This window comes from Actinosynnema sp. NPDC023658 (assembly GCF_040639995.1).
Lineage (GTDB): Bacteria > Actinomycetota > Actinomycetes > Mycobacteriales > Pseudonocardiaceae > Actinosynnema.
On record NZ_JBFAAX010000121.1, the window covers coordinates 1 to 14,768 of the forward strand.

Here is a 14,768-nt window from a genome sequence, read left to right on the forward strand (position 1 = left end):
GCGCCGCGCAACCCCACCGCCATGCCCTGCACCGCACGGGCCCGTTCCTCGGCGGTCCGCAGCGACAGCCGGGCGTCCACCTCGCCCTGGCGGGCGGCGGCCAGCTCGGCGGCCATCTCGTCGCGGTGCGCGGTGTCCGGCTCGTCGTCCAGCGGCTGCTCCTGGGCGACCAGCAGGCGTTCCTCCAGCTCGCCGAGCTTGAGCAGGTTCTCCTCGCGGGCGGCCTCGACCTTCTCCCGCTGCGCCCGCACGCGGTCCACCTCGGCCTCGGCCGAGCGCACCGCCGAGGCCAGCCGGTTCAGCCGCTCCGACGACCGGGCGCGGCGCACCTTGGCCTCGTTGAGCTGCTCCTTCACCGCGGCGACCTCGGTCCGACGTGCCTGCTGCTCGGCCCGTGCGCCCTCCAAGGCGGCGGCGGACTGCTCCAGCGCGCGCTCGGCCAGCGCCAGCTTCTCGGACGCCTCGTCCACCGCGGCCTGGACCTCGATGACGCTCTGGCTGCGCCCGGACCCGCCGACCGCCCAGTCCGCGCCCAGCACGTCGCCGTCGCTCGTCACGGCCCGGACCGACGGGTCGGCCTCCACCAGCACCCGCGCGGTGGCCAGGTCGTCCACCACGGCGACCTTGTCCAGGGCGCGGTGCAGCGCGGGCCGCAGCGGTTCCGGCGCCTGCACCAGGTCGACGGCCCACCGCGCGCCCGACGGCAGCGACGGCCGGCCGGACCGGTCGAGGCCGACCGCCGCACCGCCCACCAGCACGCCGGCCCGACCGGTGTCCTGCTCCTTCAACAGCTCCAGCGCCGCCACCGCGTCCGCGCCCGACGCCACCGCGACCGCGTCCGCGATCGGGCCCAGCGCCGCGGCCAGCGCGACCTCGGCACCGGCTGCCGCGCCCACGACCTCGGCTACGACCTGACGACCGAACCCAGCAGGCCCGGCAGCCGCGACGCCAGCAACGCGCCCGCGCCGTCCTTGCGGGTCAGGCCCAGCGACAGCGCGTCCACCCTGGCCTTCCACGACGCGATGTCGCGCTCGGCCGTCCGCTCGGCCTTGACCAGCTCCTCGACCCGGCGGCGCGCGGCGTCGTCGGCCTCCGCGGCCAGCCGGTGCCGCTCGTCCAGCCCGACGTCGTCCTCGTCCTCGGTCCCGGTCACCTCACGGGCCTCGGCCAGCTCCTGCTGCACGACCTCGGACCGCTCGACCGCCTCGGCCAGCGCGATCGACATCCGCTCGATCTCCTCAGCGGTCGCGCTCGTCTTCGACCGCAACGCCTCGACCTGCCCGGACAGCCGGGCCAGTCCCTCGCGCCGGTCCGCGATCGCCCGCACCGCGGCCAGGTGCGCCTTCTCCGCCGCGGACACCATCCGCTCCAGCTCGGCCCGCGTCTCCACGGCCTCCGCCAGGCCCACCCGGGCCTCGGTCACGCCGTCCTGGAGCTCCTGCTCCAGCATCGCGGTCTGCTCGGCCTCGGCCTCCAGCTCGTCGGGGTCGCGACCGCCGCGCGGCGCGTCCACCGCCGCCGACAGGTGCCGCTCCCGCTCCACGGCCAGCCGGACCGTGCCGCGCAGCCGTTCCTCCAGCGCCGACAGCCGGTACCAGGTGTCCTGCGCCTGCTGGAGCTTCGGCGCGTCGGCCGAGACCTGGTCCTCCAGCTCGTTCTGCTGCAGCTGCGCCTGTTGCAGCGACCTCTCCACCTCGGCGCGGCGGGCGCGGGCGGCGGCCTCGTCCTGCTCCTCGCGGGCCAGCGCCTCGCGCTGCGTCACCAGGTCGTCGGCCAGCAGGCGCATCCGGGCGTCCCGCAGCTCGGACTGCACGACCTGGGCCCGGCGGGCGATCTCGGCCTGCTTGCCCAGTGGCTTGAGCTGGCGGCGCAGCTCGGCGGTGAGGTCGGTCAGGCGGGTCAGGTTCGCCTGCATCGCCTCCAGCTTCCGCAGCGCCTTCTCCTTGCGCTTGCGGTGCTTGAGGACGCCCGCGGCCTCCTCGACGAACGCCCGCCGCTCCTCGGGCTTGGACTCCAGGATCGCGGCGAGCTGGCCCTGGCCGACGATCACGTGCATCTCGCGGCCGATGCCGGAGTCGCTGAGCAGCTCCTGGATGTCCATCAACCGGCACGAGTTGCCGTTGATCTCGTACTCCGTCGCGCCCTCGCGGAACATCCGGCGGGTGATCGACACCTCGACGTAGTCGATCGGCAGCGCGCCGTCGGAGTTGTCGATGGTCAGCGTCACCTCGGCGCGGCCGAGCGGCGCGCGGCCGGACGTGCCGGCGAAGATGACGTCCTCCATCTTGCCGCCGCGCAGGTCCTTCGCGCCCTGCGTGCCCATGACCCAGCGCAGCGCGTCGAGCACGTTCGACTTGCCGGACCCGTTCGGCCCGACGACGCAGGTGATGCCCGGTTCGAAGCGCAGCGTGGTAGCCGAGGCGAAGGACTTGAAGCCCTTCAGCGTCAGGCTCTTGAGGTGCACGCCGGGCAGCGTACCCGTGCGGGCACCGCACCAGTCGTCGGCACGCTGACCAGCGCGATCACGGTCGAACCGAGACGAGGACCTGCATGTCGACCACCACGTCGAGCCGTTCGATCTGGTCCACCGGGAACGACGTGGAGCCGGGGATGCGCTCGCCGGGCGCGTGGTCGGTGCCCCACCAGCCGCCGATCTCGGTGCGGCCGGCGCGGTCGTGGACGATCAGCTTGCACCGCACGCCCTTGGGCGCGTTCTCCATGTTCATCCACAGCTCGGTGCCCCACGACTTGCCGATGAGGTTCGCGCTCGCCACCACGCCGGACGTGGCGTCGGAGGCGTGCCAGGTGACCGTGTCCGGGCCGTCGCCGCCGGTCAGCCGGGGCACCAGCAGCACCCCCAGCGCGACGAGCACCACCAAGGCCGCCGCGCCGACCAGCACCGGCCACCGCCGCCGACGTGGCGGCGGGAGCGCCTGCGCGGGATCGAACCCGAACTCCGGCCCCGGCTCGGGCGGCAGCGGCCGGAGGTCCGGATCGGGCGCGGGGTCGTCGAACGGCAGCTCCAGGTCCGACAGCTGGACCTGGCCGAGCAGCCCCGGCAACGGCGCCAGCCGCACCATCTCCCGGCGACAGGTGGTGCAGCCGCGCACGTGCCGCTCGAACGACGACCGCTCCGCCGGGTCGAGCGAGCCGAGCAGGTAGGCGCCGAGCGCCACGGTCCGGTCGCAGCTCACGACTCGGTCACCCCCCGCTCCTCCAATGCGTCGCGCAACGCCCGCAGGGCGTAGAAGCAGCGCGACTTGACCGTCCCGGGCGGGATGCCCAGCACGACCGCGGCCTCGGCCACCGAGCGCCGCCGGTAGTACAGCTCGACCACCACGTTGCGGTGGTCGGCGCTCAGCGCGCGCAGCGCCTCCGCGACCTGCCAGCTCTGCAGGACGTGCTCCACCTCGTCCGCGACCGGGGGCAGGTCGCCCGGTTCGATTGGCACTTCGGAGTTGCGGCCGCCGCGCTTGCGGAAGCCGGAGATGACCAGGTTCCTGGCCACCGTGTAGAGCCACGGCCCCGCGTCAGCGGGGGTCAGCTCGTCGACGTGCCGCCAGGCGCGCAGCAGCGTCTCCTGGACCACGTCCTCCGCCTGCTGGTGGTCACCGCCGACCATGCGCAGGACGTAGCCGTGCAGCGGGCCGCGCCAACGGCCGTACAGCTGCCTGACGACATCTTCGCCACGGTCCACATCGAAGTACTACGCCATCGGACCCCTCGGCGTTCAACGCTCCGCGAAACCGGTGAGGCCGCCGCGGGCCTCCGACCAGCGCTCCACGATCGAGTCCACCCGACCGGGGGTAGCGCCGGAACGCAGCGCGGTCAGCAGATCCCGGCACGCCGACTCCGGGCCCTCCGCGTTCACCTCGACCCGACCGTCCCTGAGGTTGGACGCCGAACCGATAAGTCCCAGCTCAAGCGCCCTGGCCCGAGTCCACCACCGGAAGCCGACGCCCTGCACGTGGCCCCGCACCCAGGCGGTCAGGCGCACGGTCCGCTCTACTCCAGCCACAAGAGCCATCCTGTCATTTCACCCGTTAGTGGTACGGTGCGCGACCGTGACAGCACGGCGCGGTAACCGGTCCGTGATCGGCGGACTCGTCGGCCTGCTCCTCGGCGCGGCCGGTGCCACCGGCGTCGCCTTCGCCAGCCCGGAACAGCTCGCCCCGTTCGTCGGGCAGAGCGCAGCACAGAGCAGCGGTTCCGACAACACGGGCGTCGGCGGGGTGGGCGGCGTGGGCGAGCCCGCGCAGAGCCCCGACCCGGGCACCCCGGCGACCACCACCGAGGCGTCCTCGTCGCCGGAGACGACCACCGGCACGACCACGACCACCACCACCGAGACCACCACGACCACGGCGCAGACGACGACCACGACGCCGCCCGAGACGTCCGCCAAGCCCACGACGACCACCCCGCCCGCCGACGTCCCGCAGACCCAGCAGGTCGTCGCCCTGGTGAACGAGGCCCGCGACCTCGCCGGCTGCAAGCCGCTGAAGGTCGACGACCGGGTGGTCGCCGCCGCGCAGGCCCACAGCACCGACATGGCCGAGCGCGACTACTTCTCGCACACCACCCCGGAGGGCGTCGACTTCGCCCAGCGGATGCGCGCGGCGGGCTACCCGAACCCCGGCGGCGAGAACATCGCCATGGGCCAGCGCTCCGCCGAGCAGGTCATGAAGGCCTGGATGAACTCCGACGGGCACCGGCGCAACATCCTGAACTGCGGGTTCACCACCATCGGCGTGGGCCTGGACACCCGCGGCTGGTACTGGACCCAGAACTTCGGCTGGTAGAGACGACGTCCGAGCAGACCATGGGAGAACCGTTGTACGAGACCCCGGAGCCCGAGCGCCCCCGCCTGCGCGTGTCACCCCACGTGCTGCTGGCCGCGTCCGGGGTCGCCGTCGCGACGATCTTCGCCACCATCGCGTCGTTGGCCGGCGCGACACCGGACGCGTCGCCCGGCTCCGAGCTGCCGCGCGAGGACGTCGTGTCGCGCAACACCATCAGCACGGCCCCGCGCACGTCGGCGTCCTCGGTCAGCCTGACCACCACGGCGGAGTCCACCACCCCCACCACGACCACCGAGGACCCGGCGACCACGACCACCACGTCGCGCCGGACCCGCGTGACCACGGTGACCCGGCCGGACGGCACCACGACCACCACGGTCGTCGACGACCCCCAGCCGCAGCCGACGAACACCGGGCAGCCGACCACGACCACCACCACGACCACGACGACCACCACGACGAAGCCGCCGGTGACCACCACCACGACGACGGTCACCACGACGACTCCGGCCGACCCGCCGACCGAGCAGTAACGAGGTCGTCCGCCCGGGGTGACGGTTCTCCACACCTTCGGGTGGAGGACCGGCCGAACGTTGAGGTCACGGGCATGATCCGCCGATAACTCGACCACCTGACCGTTCCCCACAGGGAGATGGTGTGTCCGAGGAAGATCGTCAAGCGGCGCCGAAGAAGAAGCTCTCCTCACTCGCGCTGCTCGCGGCGGGCGGGACCGTGGTCGCCACCGTGATCGCCACCCTCGCGTCGGTGCTGTCGACGGGTGAGCCCACGGCCGGTTCGCCCGAGCCGAAGGCCGAGCTGCAGACCACGGCGGACTCGCCGGTGGAAGGCCACGCGCCGGCCGGGCGCACGGCCACGGTCGTCGTCACCGTGTCCACCCGGGTGGGCGCGCAGCCGCCCAAGGAACCGGGCGCGAAGCCGGTGCAGGAGAACGCGCCCCAGACCGCGGAGTCGACCGCGGAGACGTCGTTCGAGCCGGAGCCGACCACGCAGCCGCCGAGCACCCCGCCGTCGTCCTACGACCCGCCGACGCCGTCGTCCTCGGCCACCTCGACGTCGACCACCGCGTCGACCCCGACGCCGACCTCGTAGCGACCGGCACCCCACCACCCGTGACGCGGCTCACGTCGCCGGCCGTCACACTTCGCCGCCCCGTCCCGCTCCTCCTTCGACGAAAGGACGGGACATGGCAGAGCACATCGTGGTCATCGGGGCGGGGTACACCGGACTCGCGGCGGCCAAGCTGGCCGCGAGGTGGACCGACGCGCGGGTCACCCTGGTCAACGCGCGGGACCGGTTCGTGGAACGGGTCCGGCTGCACCAGTTCGCGGCCGGGCAGGAGCTGCGCGACCTCCCCCTCACCGACCTCCTCAAGGGCACCGGCGTCGACCTCGTGGTGGACCGGGTGACGGCCATCGACCCGGAGGCCCGCAAGGTCCAGCTCACCGGCGGCGCGCTGGCCTACGACCGGCTGGTCTACGCGCTCGGCAGCCACGCGAACCTGGACCAGGTCCCGGGCGCGGCCGAGCACGCGCACGCGGTGTCGACCCGGGAGGACGCCGAGAAGCTCGCCACGGCCCTCCTCGACGCCCGCACGGTCGTCGTCGCGGGCGGTGGGCTGACCGGCATCGAGACCGCCGCCGAGCTGGCCGAGTCGCGCCCCGACCTGGACGTGCTGCTGGTCACCGGCGGCGCGCTCGGGCAGGACCTGTCGGAGAAGGGCAGGCGGTACCTGCGCCGGTCGTTCGACCGGCTGGGGGTGCGGGTGCGCGACCACGTGACCGTCACCGAGGTCCGCGCCGACGGCCTGGTCCTCGACACCGGCGAGTCGGTGGCCGCCGACGCGGTCGTCTGGACGGCCGGTTTCAGCGTGCCGGACCTCGCCGCGCGGGCCGGGCTCGCGGTGGACGCGCGGGGCCGGGTCGTCGTGGACGGGACGCTGACGTCGGTGTCGCACCCGGAGGTCATCGCCGTCGGCGACGCCGCCGCGATCAAGCGGCTCGACGGCCTCGAACTGCGGATGGCGTGCGCCACCGGCCTGCCCACGACGCAGAAGGCGCTGCGCGGGCTGGCCCGGCGGCTCGACGGTCGGGAACCGGCCGCGCTCGACTTCCGCTACACCCAGCAGTGCATCAGCCTGGGCAGGCGCGACGGGCTGATCCAGTTCGTGAACGCCGACGACAGCCCGAAGGAGCGCATCCTCACCGGCCGCGCGGCCGCGCGCTACAAGGAGCTCATCGTGCGCGCCACCGTCCTCTTCGAGCGCCACCCCGTCCTGCCGGCGGGCTGAAGCTCACGGCTCGAACCGGTAGCCCATCCCCGGCTCCGTCACCAGGTGCCGGGGCCGGGCGGGCTCCGGTTCCAGCTTGCGCCGCAACTGGGCCAGGTAGACGCGCAGGTAGTGGGTCTCCTTCGCGTACCCCGGACCCCACACCTCGTGCAGCAGCTGCTTCTGCGCCACCAACCGGCCCCGGTTGCGGGCCAGGACCTCCAGCAGCCCCCACTCGGTCGGCGTCAGGTGCACCTCGACCCCGTCGCGGCGCACCTTCTTCGCCGCCAGGTCCACGGTGAACGACGCCGTCTCCACGACCGAGTCCCCGCCCTCGGCCACCGCCGAGCGGCGCACCGCCGCCCGCAGCCGGGCCAGCAGCTCGTCCATCCCGAACGGCTTGGTCACGTAGTCGTCCGCGCCCGCGTCCAGCGCGTCCACCTTGTCCGCGGAGTCGACCCGCGCGGACAGCACGATGATCGGCACGGTCGTCCAGCAGCGCAGCCCCTCGATCACCTCGGTGCCGTCCACGTCGGGCAGCCCCAGGTCGAGCACCACCACGTCCGGCTTGCCCTCGGCCGCGACGCCGAGCGCGGCGGCGCCGTCGTGCGCGGTCAGGACCGAGTAACCGCGGGCCGTCAGGTTGATCCGCAACGCCCGCACGATCTGCGGCTCGTCATCGACCACCAACACCGTTGTCACGCTGCGACACTACGCCCGGACACGCCGCCCACCCGCCGCCTGACTACGTTGGGCGAACATCCTGACGAGCTCTTGATGCGAGCCCGTTCACCCTTTATGCCGTTTTGGGACTTCTTACTCCGCATCGGTGCGGAAAGGGTGAGTACATCCGGGTGCGAATGAAACCGTTCTCTGGACAGCCGTACTGCGATAGTGCGAATGTCCTGTCCGAATTCGGACACTTGCTCACTCACGGTGAGCCACGAGGAGGTCTGATGACCACCAGTCTCACTGATCAGGACGCGTTACAACTCGTGGTCGCCGTGCACCGGCTGACCCGCAGCCTGCGCCAGTCGGCGTCCGTCCGGCGGTTGCAGCCCACGCAGCTGCTCGTGCTGGCGGAGCTCGCGGCGCAGGGCCCGATGCGGATCGGTGAGATCGCGGTGCGGGCGCTGTGCTCGCAGCCCACGGCGACCACGGTGGTGACGGGCCTGGAGGCCGGCGGCATGGTGCGCCGCGCCTCCGACCCGGCGGACGGTCGGGCCACGATCGTCGAGCTGACCGTCCTGGGGCGGGAGACGATCCTGTCCCTGTCGCACGGCGAGGCGGAGCTGCTGTCCGAGCGGCTGTCCCGGCTGGAGCCGGAGGAGCGCGACGCGCTCAGATCGGTCACACCGCTGCTGCGCAGGCTCGCCGACCCCACCTGGTGAGGGTCAGCCCCGCGGCCGAGGCTGGCAGCGCGGGCAGGAGTACGACGAGCGGTTCATGAACGGCTCCCGCCTGATCGCGGTACCGCACCGGCGGCACGGCTCGTCCTCCCGCCCGTAGACGGCCAGGGAACGGTCGAAGTAGCCCGACTGGCCGTTCACGTTGACGTAGAGCGCGTCGAACGACGTGCCGCCCTCGCCCAGCGCCTCGTGCATCACCTGCGTGGCGTGCGCGAGCAGTTCAGCGGCCTTGGGCCGGGTGAGCCGGTCGGCGGGCCGCACGCCATGCAGCCTGGCCCGCCACAGCGCCTCGTCGGCGTAGATGTTGCCGACCCCGGAGACCAGCGTCTGGTCGAGCAGGGCGCGCTTGACCTCCGTCCGGCGCCTCCGCAGCGCCGCGACCGCCGCGTCCGGGTCGAAGGCCGGGTCCATCGGGTCGCGCGCGATGTGCGCCACCGGTCGCGGCAACCACGTGCCGTCGACCTCGACGAGGTCCGCCAACGCCAGCCCGCCGAACGTGCGCTGGTCCACGAACCGCAGTTCCGGGCCGTCGTCGGCGAACCGGACGCGCACCCGCAGGTGCTTCTCGTCCGGCGTGCCGACGGGCTGGACCAGCATCTGGCCGCTCATGCCGAGGTGCGCGAGCATGGCGTCGCCGCCCGACAGGTCGACCCACAGGTACTTGCCGCGACGTCGCGCGGCCTGGAGTCGTTGACCGGTCAGGCGCACGGCGAAATCCGCCGCACCGGGCAGGTGTCGGCGGATCGCGCGGGGGTGGAGGACTTCGACCGAGTCGACGGTCCTCCCCGCGACGTGCTCGTGCAGACCTCGGCGGACGACCTCTACCTCGGGCAGCTCGGGCACGGGCGGTCGGTCAGTCCTCGGAGTCGCGCTCGGCGGCAGCCGCGGCGGCCTCGGCCTGCTCCAGCTCTTCGAGCATCTCGTACGCGGCGGCCTGCGGCTTGGTCGGCCTGAGCATCCAGCCGCCCGCCTGGGCGGTGTCGCGCACGAGGACCAGGCCCTGGATGCCGCCGTTGCGGCCGGCGTTCAGCGGGCGGGACGGACGCGCGTGGCGCGCGCGCCGGTTGGTCCGGACGTTCGTGGCATACATTTCGGCGTCAGTCTTCCTGAGTAGGTGAAGCCGGAGGTGGATCCTGGGGTGGAGCCTGCCTGCCCGAGCCGGAGGCGTGGCCGTTGCCGGATGCGCCGGTCTCCTCGGCGCGAACCCGTTCGTGCAACACGCGGTAGGCGGCCTCGGCCGCCTTCTGCTCGGCTTCCTTCTTCGTGCGCCCGTCGCCGGTGCCGTGGGGCCGGCCACCGACGAGCACCGTGGCGGTGAACTCCTTGCGGTGGTCCGGGCCCTGGTCGTCCACCCGGTACTCGGGGACGCCCAGGCCGGCCGAGGCGGTCAGCTCCTGAAGACTGGTCTTCCAGTCGAGCCCGGCGCCGCGCAGCGGCGCTTCCGCCAGCAACGGGTCGAACAGGTGGTGAACCAGCTGCCGCGCGGTGTCGATGCCGAACTGCAGGTACACCGCGCCGATGACGGCCTCCAGGCCGTCCGCGAGGATGCTCGCCTTGTCCCTGCCCCCGGTCAGCTCCTCGCCGCGACCGAGCAGGAGGTGCCCGCCCAGACCGTCGTCACCGAGCCCCCGGGCCACACCCGCCAGGGCGTGCATGTTCACCACGCTCGCGCGGAGCTTGGCGAGCTGCCCCTCGGGCAGTTCCGGGTGCGTCTGGTACAGGTGGTCCGTGACGACGAGGCCGAGCACCGCGTCACCGAGGAATTCCAGTCGCTCGTTCGGCGGCAGGCCGCCATTCTCGTACGCGTACGACCGGTGTGTGAGTGCGAGCGTCAGCAGCTCGGCGTCCAACGGGACGCCGAGCGCTTCGATCAACGGGGCGCGGTCGGCGGACCGACCGCGCGACGACCTACCCCCCACGATTCGCCGCTACCTTCGCCAGAGGGGTGATCAGGCCGGCTGGACGACCTGGCGGCCGTCGTACTGGCCACAGGCCGGGCAGGCGACGTGCTGCGGCTTCGGCAGGCGGCAGGCCTTGTTCTGGCAGGCCACCAGGTGCACGGCAGCGGTCTTCCACTGAGCGCGGCGCGAGCGCGTGTTCGAGCGCGACATCTTCCGCTTCGGGACGGCCACGACTAGTTCTCCTCTGGATTGTCACGATTCCCGTCGAACCGCTCCTGCAGAGCAGCCCAACGGGGGTCAATCGTCTCATGCCCGTGGTCGGGGCCGAGATCAGCCAGCTTGCCGCCGCAGTCGACGCACAGCCCGAGGCAGTCCGGCGAGCACAGCGGCACCTGTGGCAGCGCGAGCACGATGGCGTCGCGCACCACGGGTTCGAGGTCGATCAGGTCGTCGTGCAGACGGCTGACCTCGTCCTCTTCGGTGGTCTCGTCGGTGGTGCTGTCCGGGTACGCGTACAGCTCGGTCAGCTCCACCTGGACCTCCGCGGACAGCGGCTCCAGGCAGCGCGAGCACTCCCCTTCGACCACCGTCGCGGCCGTGCCCGTCACGAGCACGCCTTCGACCACCGACTCCAGCAGGAGGTCGAGTTCGACGTCGCCCCCGGCCGGCACCGCGATCACGCCCGCGAGCCCGAGGCCCTCGGCGGGCACCGTCCTGCGCAACCCGCGGCTGGAGCCCGCACGACGCCCGAGGTCCCTGGTGTCGATGACCCAGGGCCCGGTCGCTGTGGGACGCGCGGAGGCGTGACGATGCTCAGACATGATGTTTGGTGTGCCGTCGGGGACTTACCACGACCAGCCGGTCAAGGGTACGGGACAACCGGCGTCGGAGTGAAATCGGCTGGTGGGGGCGTCGTCCGGTCGGGTTATTCGTGGTAGTCGAACGGTGCGGCGGCGCTCGCGACGGCCGGGCCGCGCAGGTGCGAGCGGCCCTTCCCGACGCTGCGCAGGGTGTGCGCGAGCAGGTCCTCGAAGTCGGCCAGCTTGCCGTCCACGTACGCGTCGCACTCGCTGCGCAGCCGGATGGCCTCCGTCTGGGCGGCCTCCAGCACGCGGGCGGCCTCGGTGTGCGCGGCCTGCACGACCTCCGTGCGGTCGACCAGGCGCACCTGCTCCGCCCGGCCCTCCTCGATCGCGCGCTCGTAGTTGGCCCGGCCCGCCTGGACCATGCGGTCGGCCTCGGCGTGCGCCCGGCCCACCAGGTCCTCGTACTCCTGGCGGCCCGCGGAGACGGTGCGCTGCGCCTGGTCCTCGGCCTCGGCCACCATCCGCTCGGCGCGCGCACGCGCCTCGGACAGCATCCGCTCGGCCTCGTGCTGCGCCTCCGCGACCATCCGCTCGGCGTCCGACCTGGCCTTGCTCAGGGCCTGGTCCGCGTCGTGCTGGGCCTTGCCGACCAGCTCGTCGCGGTGGTCGAGCACGTCCTGGGCGTCGTCCAGCTCCGCGGGGATGGCGTCGCGCACGTCGTCGAGGAGTTCGAGCACGTCGCCGCGCGGCACGACGCACCCGGAGGTCATCGGCACGCCACGCGCTTCCTCGACGATCGTGACCAGCTCGTCGAGGGCCTCGAACACCCGGTACACGTCACACTCCTCGCACCCACACCAGGACTCGTCGGCAGTACCCGTCCTAGTGTGCCCTGCCGATCTCGTCGCCGCCGGGAGATCGGGAGGGCGTGTCCGACCACCGGGTGATGTCCGCCGGGGTGGAGCTCACGACGCGGGACGCCCCCGTCGTCGACGAAGATCCGGTTGTCCTGCGGGTACGGGCGAGGCGGCCGCGCCGGACGGATCCGTCACCCGGGCCGTCGTGGCACCGGCAGGACCGTGACGGAGCGCGATGTGATCCCGCTCATCCTCGTGAACTTCGCCCGCATCGGGCGAGCGCCCCACAACCTTGCGTAACCGGTCAGCGACCTTCAGCGAGCCGCGCCGACAGCCGGTCCTTGATGGTGGGCGGCAGCAGGCTGGTCACGTCGCCGCCGTAGGTGGCCACGTCCTTCACCAGGGAGCTGGCCAGGAAGCTGTAGATCGGGTTCGTCGGCATGAACAGCGTCTCGACCCCGGTGAGCTGGTGGTTCATCTGCGCCATCTGCAGCTCGTAGTCGTAGTCGCTGACCGCGCGCAGGCCCTTGACGATGGCCTTGATGTCGTTCTCCCGGCAGTAGTCGACCAGCAGGCCGTGCCAGGCGTCGACGCGGACGTTCGGCCACTGGGCGGTGACCTCGCGCAGCATCTCGGTGCGCTCCTCGACCGAGAACAAGGTCTTCTTGTTCTTGTTGATGAGCACGGCGACGACGACCTCGTCGAAGAGCTTCGCCGCTCTGCCGATGATGTCCAGGTGTCCGTTGGTGGCCGGGTCGTAGGAGCCGGGGCACACGGCACGCGTCATGGTTTCGGACGGTAGCACCCGATCGGACGCATCCACTCAGGTGCGTGGTCGGCATCACCCGGTGGCGGCAACCTGTTCGGCCCAATGCAGTGCCGTGTCGCCGTATCGCTTGCTGCGCAAGGATTCCACCGCGCTTGGCCAGATCGGTTCGGCGCTGCGCGCGGCGCGTTCCACGATGATCAGCGAGCCGGGTTTCGTCCAACCGCGGGTGACCAGGGACGCGAGGAGCCGGTTGAGCTGCTCCTCGGTCACCGCGTAGGGCGGATCGGCGAAGACGACGTCGCACGGCCCTTCGGGCGCGGTCGCCACGACGGCCTCGGCGGTCCGGTTGAGCACGGTCACGCCGGGCAGCGCGACCACCTTGGCGTTGCTCTTCAAGACTTCGGCAGCCCGCTTGTCTGACTCCACGAAAGTGGCCTTGGCCGCCCCCCGCGACAGCGCCTCGAAGCCGAGCGCCCCCGACCCCGCGTAGAGGTCGAGCACCGAGGTCCCGTCGAGGTCGACGAGCGCCTCCAGGGAGCTGAACAACGCCTCGCGGACGCGGTCGGAGGTGGGGCGGGTACCGCGCGGGGGCACCTGCAGCCGGCGTCCACCGGCCACACCCGCGACAATCCTGGTCACCCGACCATCGTCCCACCGACCCCGCTAGGCGAGCGCCTGCCACCACCCGTCGACGGCGGGCGGGCGGTCGACGTCGATCCGCTCGCCGGGCCGCGGCACGGCCAGCGGGACCTCGTGCGCCTCCGCCTCGCGCCACACCCGCTCGACCGGCTCCGACCAGTCGTGGAACGCCAGGTTGAACGTGGCCCAGTGCACCGGGATCAACAGCCCGCCCTGCACGTCCCGGTGCGCCGACACGCCCTCCTCGGGCGTCATGTGGATGTCCGGCCACCCGGACCCGTACGCACCGATCTGGATCAGCGAGGCGTCGAACGGCCCGTGCTCCTCACCGATCCTCTTGTACCCGTCGAAGTACCCCGTGTCGCCGCTGTAGTAGACGCGGTGCGCGGGGCCCTTGATCACCCACGACGCCCACAGCGTGTCGTCCCGCCGGAAGCCGCGACCGGAGAAGTGCTGCGCGGCCGTGGCCGTGAGCGTGACGCCCGCCACCTCGTGCGACTCGTCCCAGTCCAGTTCCACGATCCGGTGCTCCGGCACCCGCCACCGGCGCAGGTGCGCCCCGATGCCGAGCGGCACCACGAACACCGCGTCCTGGTCCCGGGTGAGCGCGCGCACCGTCGGCAGGTCGAGGTGGTCGTAGTGGTCGTGCGAGATGACCACCGCGTCCACCGGGCCGACCTCGTCCAACCGGTGCGGCACGGGGTGCAACCGCCGGGGACCGACCACTTGCGACGGTGAGCACCGATCGCTCCAGACCGGGTCGATCAACACCCGGGCCCCGTCGATCTCCACCAACGTCGACGCGTGCCCGTACCAGGTGATGTGCAACCCGTCGGCATCCCCCACGACCGGGGGGACCAACGGCACCGCTCCCACCGGCCGCCGCTGCTGACCACCGAAGAACAACTCCCGAACGGTCCCGGCGGCCCCGTCGGACGGCACGCTCCGGGTCTGTGAGGCGTTGCGGAACTTCCCGTCGCGGTACTGGGGCGACCGCCGCACCCGCTCACCGTCGGGCCTGCCACCCAACGCCGAGGGCACGTCACGCGCCGCCCAGGCCACAGCGCCGGCCGTGAGTGCGAACAGTGCAGCGGCAACCTTCTTCATGCCACCTCAACGCCACCGCCACCACCCCGGTTCCCCCGAACGCTCTATGTGGCCCCCACCACCCAACCACCCCGACAACCCCTCGCCACCCACCCCGATCGTCCCCACCCTCACCCCGCCCCCAACGGCCCCGCCACCACCCCACCAAGGCCCGATTTGACATGGGTTCGGGTGCCTTAGGCTGGTCGAAG

18 protein-coding genes and 1 pseudogene are annotated in these 14,768 nt (G+C 72.4%); 5 read left to right on the plus strand and 14 right to left on the minus strand.

Annotated features, from left to right (window positions below):
- The 4 genes and pseudogenes from smc to AB0G02_RS16005 form a co-directional block, all read right to left on the minus strand.
- Window positions 1–2,464 (minus strand): annotated as a pseudogene (gene smc, locus AB0G02_RS15990) (chromosome segregation protein SMC); the annotation flags it as partial.
- A 58-nt stretch (window positions 2,465–2,522) separates the two neighbouring features.
- A complete protein-coding gene (locus AB0G02_RS15995) occupies window positions 2,523–3,194 on the minus strand; it encodes a zf-HC2 domain-containing protein (protein WP_360794341.1) in 672 nt (223 codons plus the stop codon).
- Window positions 3,191–3,697 (minus strand): sigma-70 family RNA polymerase sigma factor, encoded by a 507-nt coding sequence (locus AB0G02_RS16000; protein ID WP_360794343.1) that lies wholly within the window; start codon window positions 3,695–3,697, stop codon window positions 3,191–3,193. Before AB0G02_RS16000 ends, AB0G02_RS15995 begins: the two co-directional genes overlap by 4 nt.
- 33 nt (window positions 3,698–3,730) lie before the next feature.
- Complete coding sequence (locus tag AB0G02_RS16005; RefSeq protein ID WP_360794345.1) at window positions 3,731–4,027, minus strand: acylphosphatase; 297 nt, start codon at window positions 4,025–4,027, stop codon at window positions 3,731–3,733.
- 64 nt (window positions 4,028–4,091) lie between these two features.
- Here AB0G02_RS16005 and AB0G02_RS16010 point away from each other — a divergent pair, with 64 nt between their 5' ends.
- The 4 genes from AB0G02_RS16010 to AB0G02_RS16025 all read left to right on the plus strand — a co-directional run bounded on the left by AB0G02_RS16010 (window position 4,092) and on the right by AB0G02_RS16025 (window position 7,110).
- Window positions 4,092–4,802: a CAP domain-containing protein gene (locus tag AB0G02_RS16010; RefSeq protein ID WP_360794347.1), complete on the plus strand. Its 711-nt coding sequence runs from the start codon at window positions 4,092–4,094 to the stop codon at window positions 4,800–4,802.
- Between the two features lie 20 nt (window positions 4,803–4,822).
- Complete coding sequence (locus AB0G02_RS16015; RefSeq protein ID WP_360794349.1) at window positions 4,823–5,335, plus strand: hypothetical protein; 513 nt, start codon at window positions 4,823–4,825, stop codon at window positions 5,333–5,335.
- Window positions 5,336–5,459: 124 nt separating this feature from the next.
- Entirely contained in the window at window positions 5,460–5,912 is a 453-nt protein-coding gene (locus AB0G02_RS16020; RefSeq protein WP_360794351.1) for a hypothetical protein, read from the plus strand.
- 94 nt (window positions 5,913–6,006) lie between these two features.
- Window positions 6,007–7,110 carry an FAD-dependent oxidoreductase gene (locus AB0G02_RS16025; protein WP_360794353.1) on the plus strand — a complete coding sequence of 368 codons (1,104 nt, stop codon included), beginning with the start codon at window positions 6,007–6,009 and terminating at the stop codon, window positions 7,108–7,110.
- 3 nt (window positions 7,111–7,113) lie between these two features.
- On the opposite strand, the gene AB0G02_RS16030 is transcribed toward AB0G02_RS16025, so the two are convergent.
- Complete coding sequence (locus AB0G02_RS16030; protein WP_360794355.1) at window positions 7,114–7,791, minus strand: response regulator; 678 nt, start codon at window positions 7,789–7,791, stop codon at window positions 7,114–7,116.
- Window positions 7,792–8,045: 254 nt separating this feature from the next.
- Between AB0G02_RS16030 and AB0G02_RS16035 the strand changes: the two genes are divergently transcribed.
- Window positions 8,046–8,480 (plus strand): MarR family transcriptional regulator, encoded by a 435-nt coding sequence (locus tag AB0G02_RS16035; RefSeq protein ID WP_360794357.1) that lies wholly within the window; start codon window positions 8,046–8,048, stop codon window positions 8,478–8,480.
- 3 nt (window positions 8,481–8,483) lie between these two features.
- Here AB0G02_RS16035 and mutM read toward each other — a convergent pair whose 3' ends face one another.
- The 9 genes from mutM to AB0G02_RS16080 form a co-directional block, all read right to left on the minus strand.
- Window positions 8,484–9,341, minus strand: coding sequence for a bifunctional DNA-formamidopyrimidine glycosylase/DNA-(apurinic or apyrimidinic site) lyase (mutM, locus tag AB0G02_RS16040; RefSeq protein WP_360794359.1), 858 nt, complete (start codon window positions 9,339–9,341; stop codon window positions 8,484–8,486).
- Between the two features lie 10 nt (window positions 9,342–9,351).
- Window positions 9,352–9,588, minus strand: a complete 237-nt coding sequence (locus AB0G02_RS16045; RefSeq protein ID WP_360794361.1) for a hypothetical protein — start codon at window positions 9,586–9,588, stop codon at window positions 9,352–9,354.
- A 7-nt stretch (window positions 9,589–9,595) separates the two neighbouring features.
- Entirely contained in the window at window positions 9,596–10,417 is an 822-nt protein-coding gene (rnc, locus tag AB0G02_RS16050; RefSeq protein WP_360794363.1) for a ribonuclease III, read from the minus strand.
- 30 nt (window positions 10,418–10,447) lie between these two features.
- Window positions 10,448–10,630, minus strand: a complete 183-nt coding sequence (rpmF, locus tag AB0G02_RS16055; protein ID WP_360794365.1) for a 50S ribosomal protein L32 — start codon at window positions 10,628–10,630, stop codon at window positions 10,448–10,450.
- Between the two features lie 2 nt (window positions 10,631–10,632).
- Window positions 10,633–11,220, minus strand: coding sequence for a YceD family protein (locus AB0G02_RS16060; protein ID WP_360794367.1), 588 nt, complete (start codon window positions 11,218–11,220; stop codon window positions 10,633–10,635).
- Window positions 11,221–11,324: 104 nt separating this feature from the next.
- Complete coding sequence (locus AB0G02_RS16065; RefSeq protein WP_360794369.1) at window positions 11,325–12,041, minus strand: DivIVA domain-containing protein; 717 nt, start codon at window positions 12,039–12,041, stop codon at window positions 11,325–11,327.
- A gap of 325 nt (window positions 12,042–12,366) precedes the next feature.
- Window positions 12,367–12,849: a pantetheine-phosphate adenylyltransferase gene (gene coaD, locus AB0G02_RS16070; protein WP_360794371.1), complete on the minus strand. Its 483-nt coding sequence runs from the start codon at window positions 12,847–12,849 to the stop codon at window positions 12,367–12,369.
- 54 nt (window positions 12,850–12,903) lie between these two features.
- The gene (gene rsmD / locus AB0G02_RS16075; RefSeq protein ID WP_360794373.1) at window positions 12,904–13,470 is read right to left on the minus strand and encodes a 16S rRNA (guanine(966)-N(2))-methyltransferase RsmD; all 567 of its coding nucleotides are present in this window, start codon (window positions 13,468–13,470) and stop codon (window positions 12,904–12,906) included.
- A 24-nt stretch (window positions 13,471–13,494) separates the two neighbouring features.
- On the minus strand, window positions 13,495–14,577 hold the full coding sequence (locus AB0G02_RS16080; RefSeq protein WP_360794375.1) for an MBL fold metallo-hydrolase: 1,083 nt from the start codon (window positions 14,575–14,577) through the stop codon (window positions 13,495–13,497).
- Window positions 14,578–14,768 lie beyond the last annotated feature (191 nt).

What these genes read in the sequence shown, in the direction of transcription:
- AB0G02_RS16045 (WP_360794361.1), bottom strand. Translation starts at nt 9,588, where the DNA reads ATGTATGCCACGAACGTCCGGACCAACCGGCGCGCGCGCCACGCGCGT.
- coaD (WP_360794371.1), bottom strand. Translation starts at nt 12,849, where the DNA reads ATGACGCGTGCCGTGTGCCCCGGCTCCTACGACCCGGCCACCAACGGA.
- AB0G02_RS16015 (WP_360794349.1), top strand. Translation starts at nt 4,823, where the DNA reads ATGGGAGAACCGTTGTACGAGACCCCGGAGCCCGAGCGCCCCCGCCTG.
- AB0G02_RS16025 (WP_360794353.1), top strand. Translation starts at nt 6,007, where the DNA reads ATGGCAGAGCACATCGTGGTCATCGGGGCGGGGTACACCGGACTCGCG.
- AB0G02_RS16060 (WP_360794367.1), bottom strand. Translation starts at nt 11,220, where the DNA reads ATGTCTGAGCATCGTCACGCCTCCGCGCGTCCCACAGCGACCGGGCCC.
- AB0G02_RS16080 (WP_360794375.1), bottom strand. Translation starts at nt 14,577, where the DNA reads ATGAAGAAGGTTGCCGCTGCACTGTTCGCACTCACGGCCGGCGCTGTG.
- AB0G02_RS16035 (WP_360794357.1), top strand. Translation starts at nt 8,046, where the DNA reads ATGACCACCAGTCTCACTGATCAGGACGCGTTACAACTCGTGGTCGCC.
- AB0G02_RS16005 (WP_360794345.1), bottom strand. Translation starts at nt 4,027, where the DNA reads ATGGCTCTTGTGGCTGGAGTAGAGCGGACCGTGCGCCTGACCGCCTGG.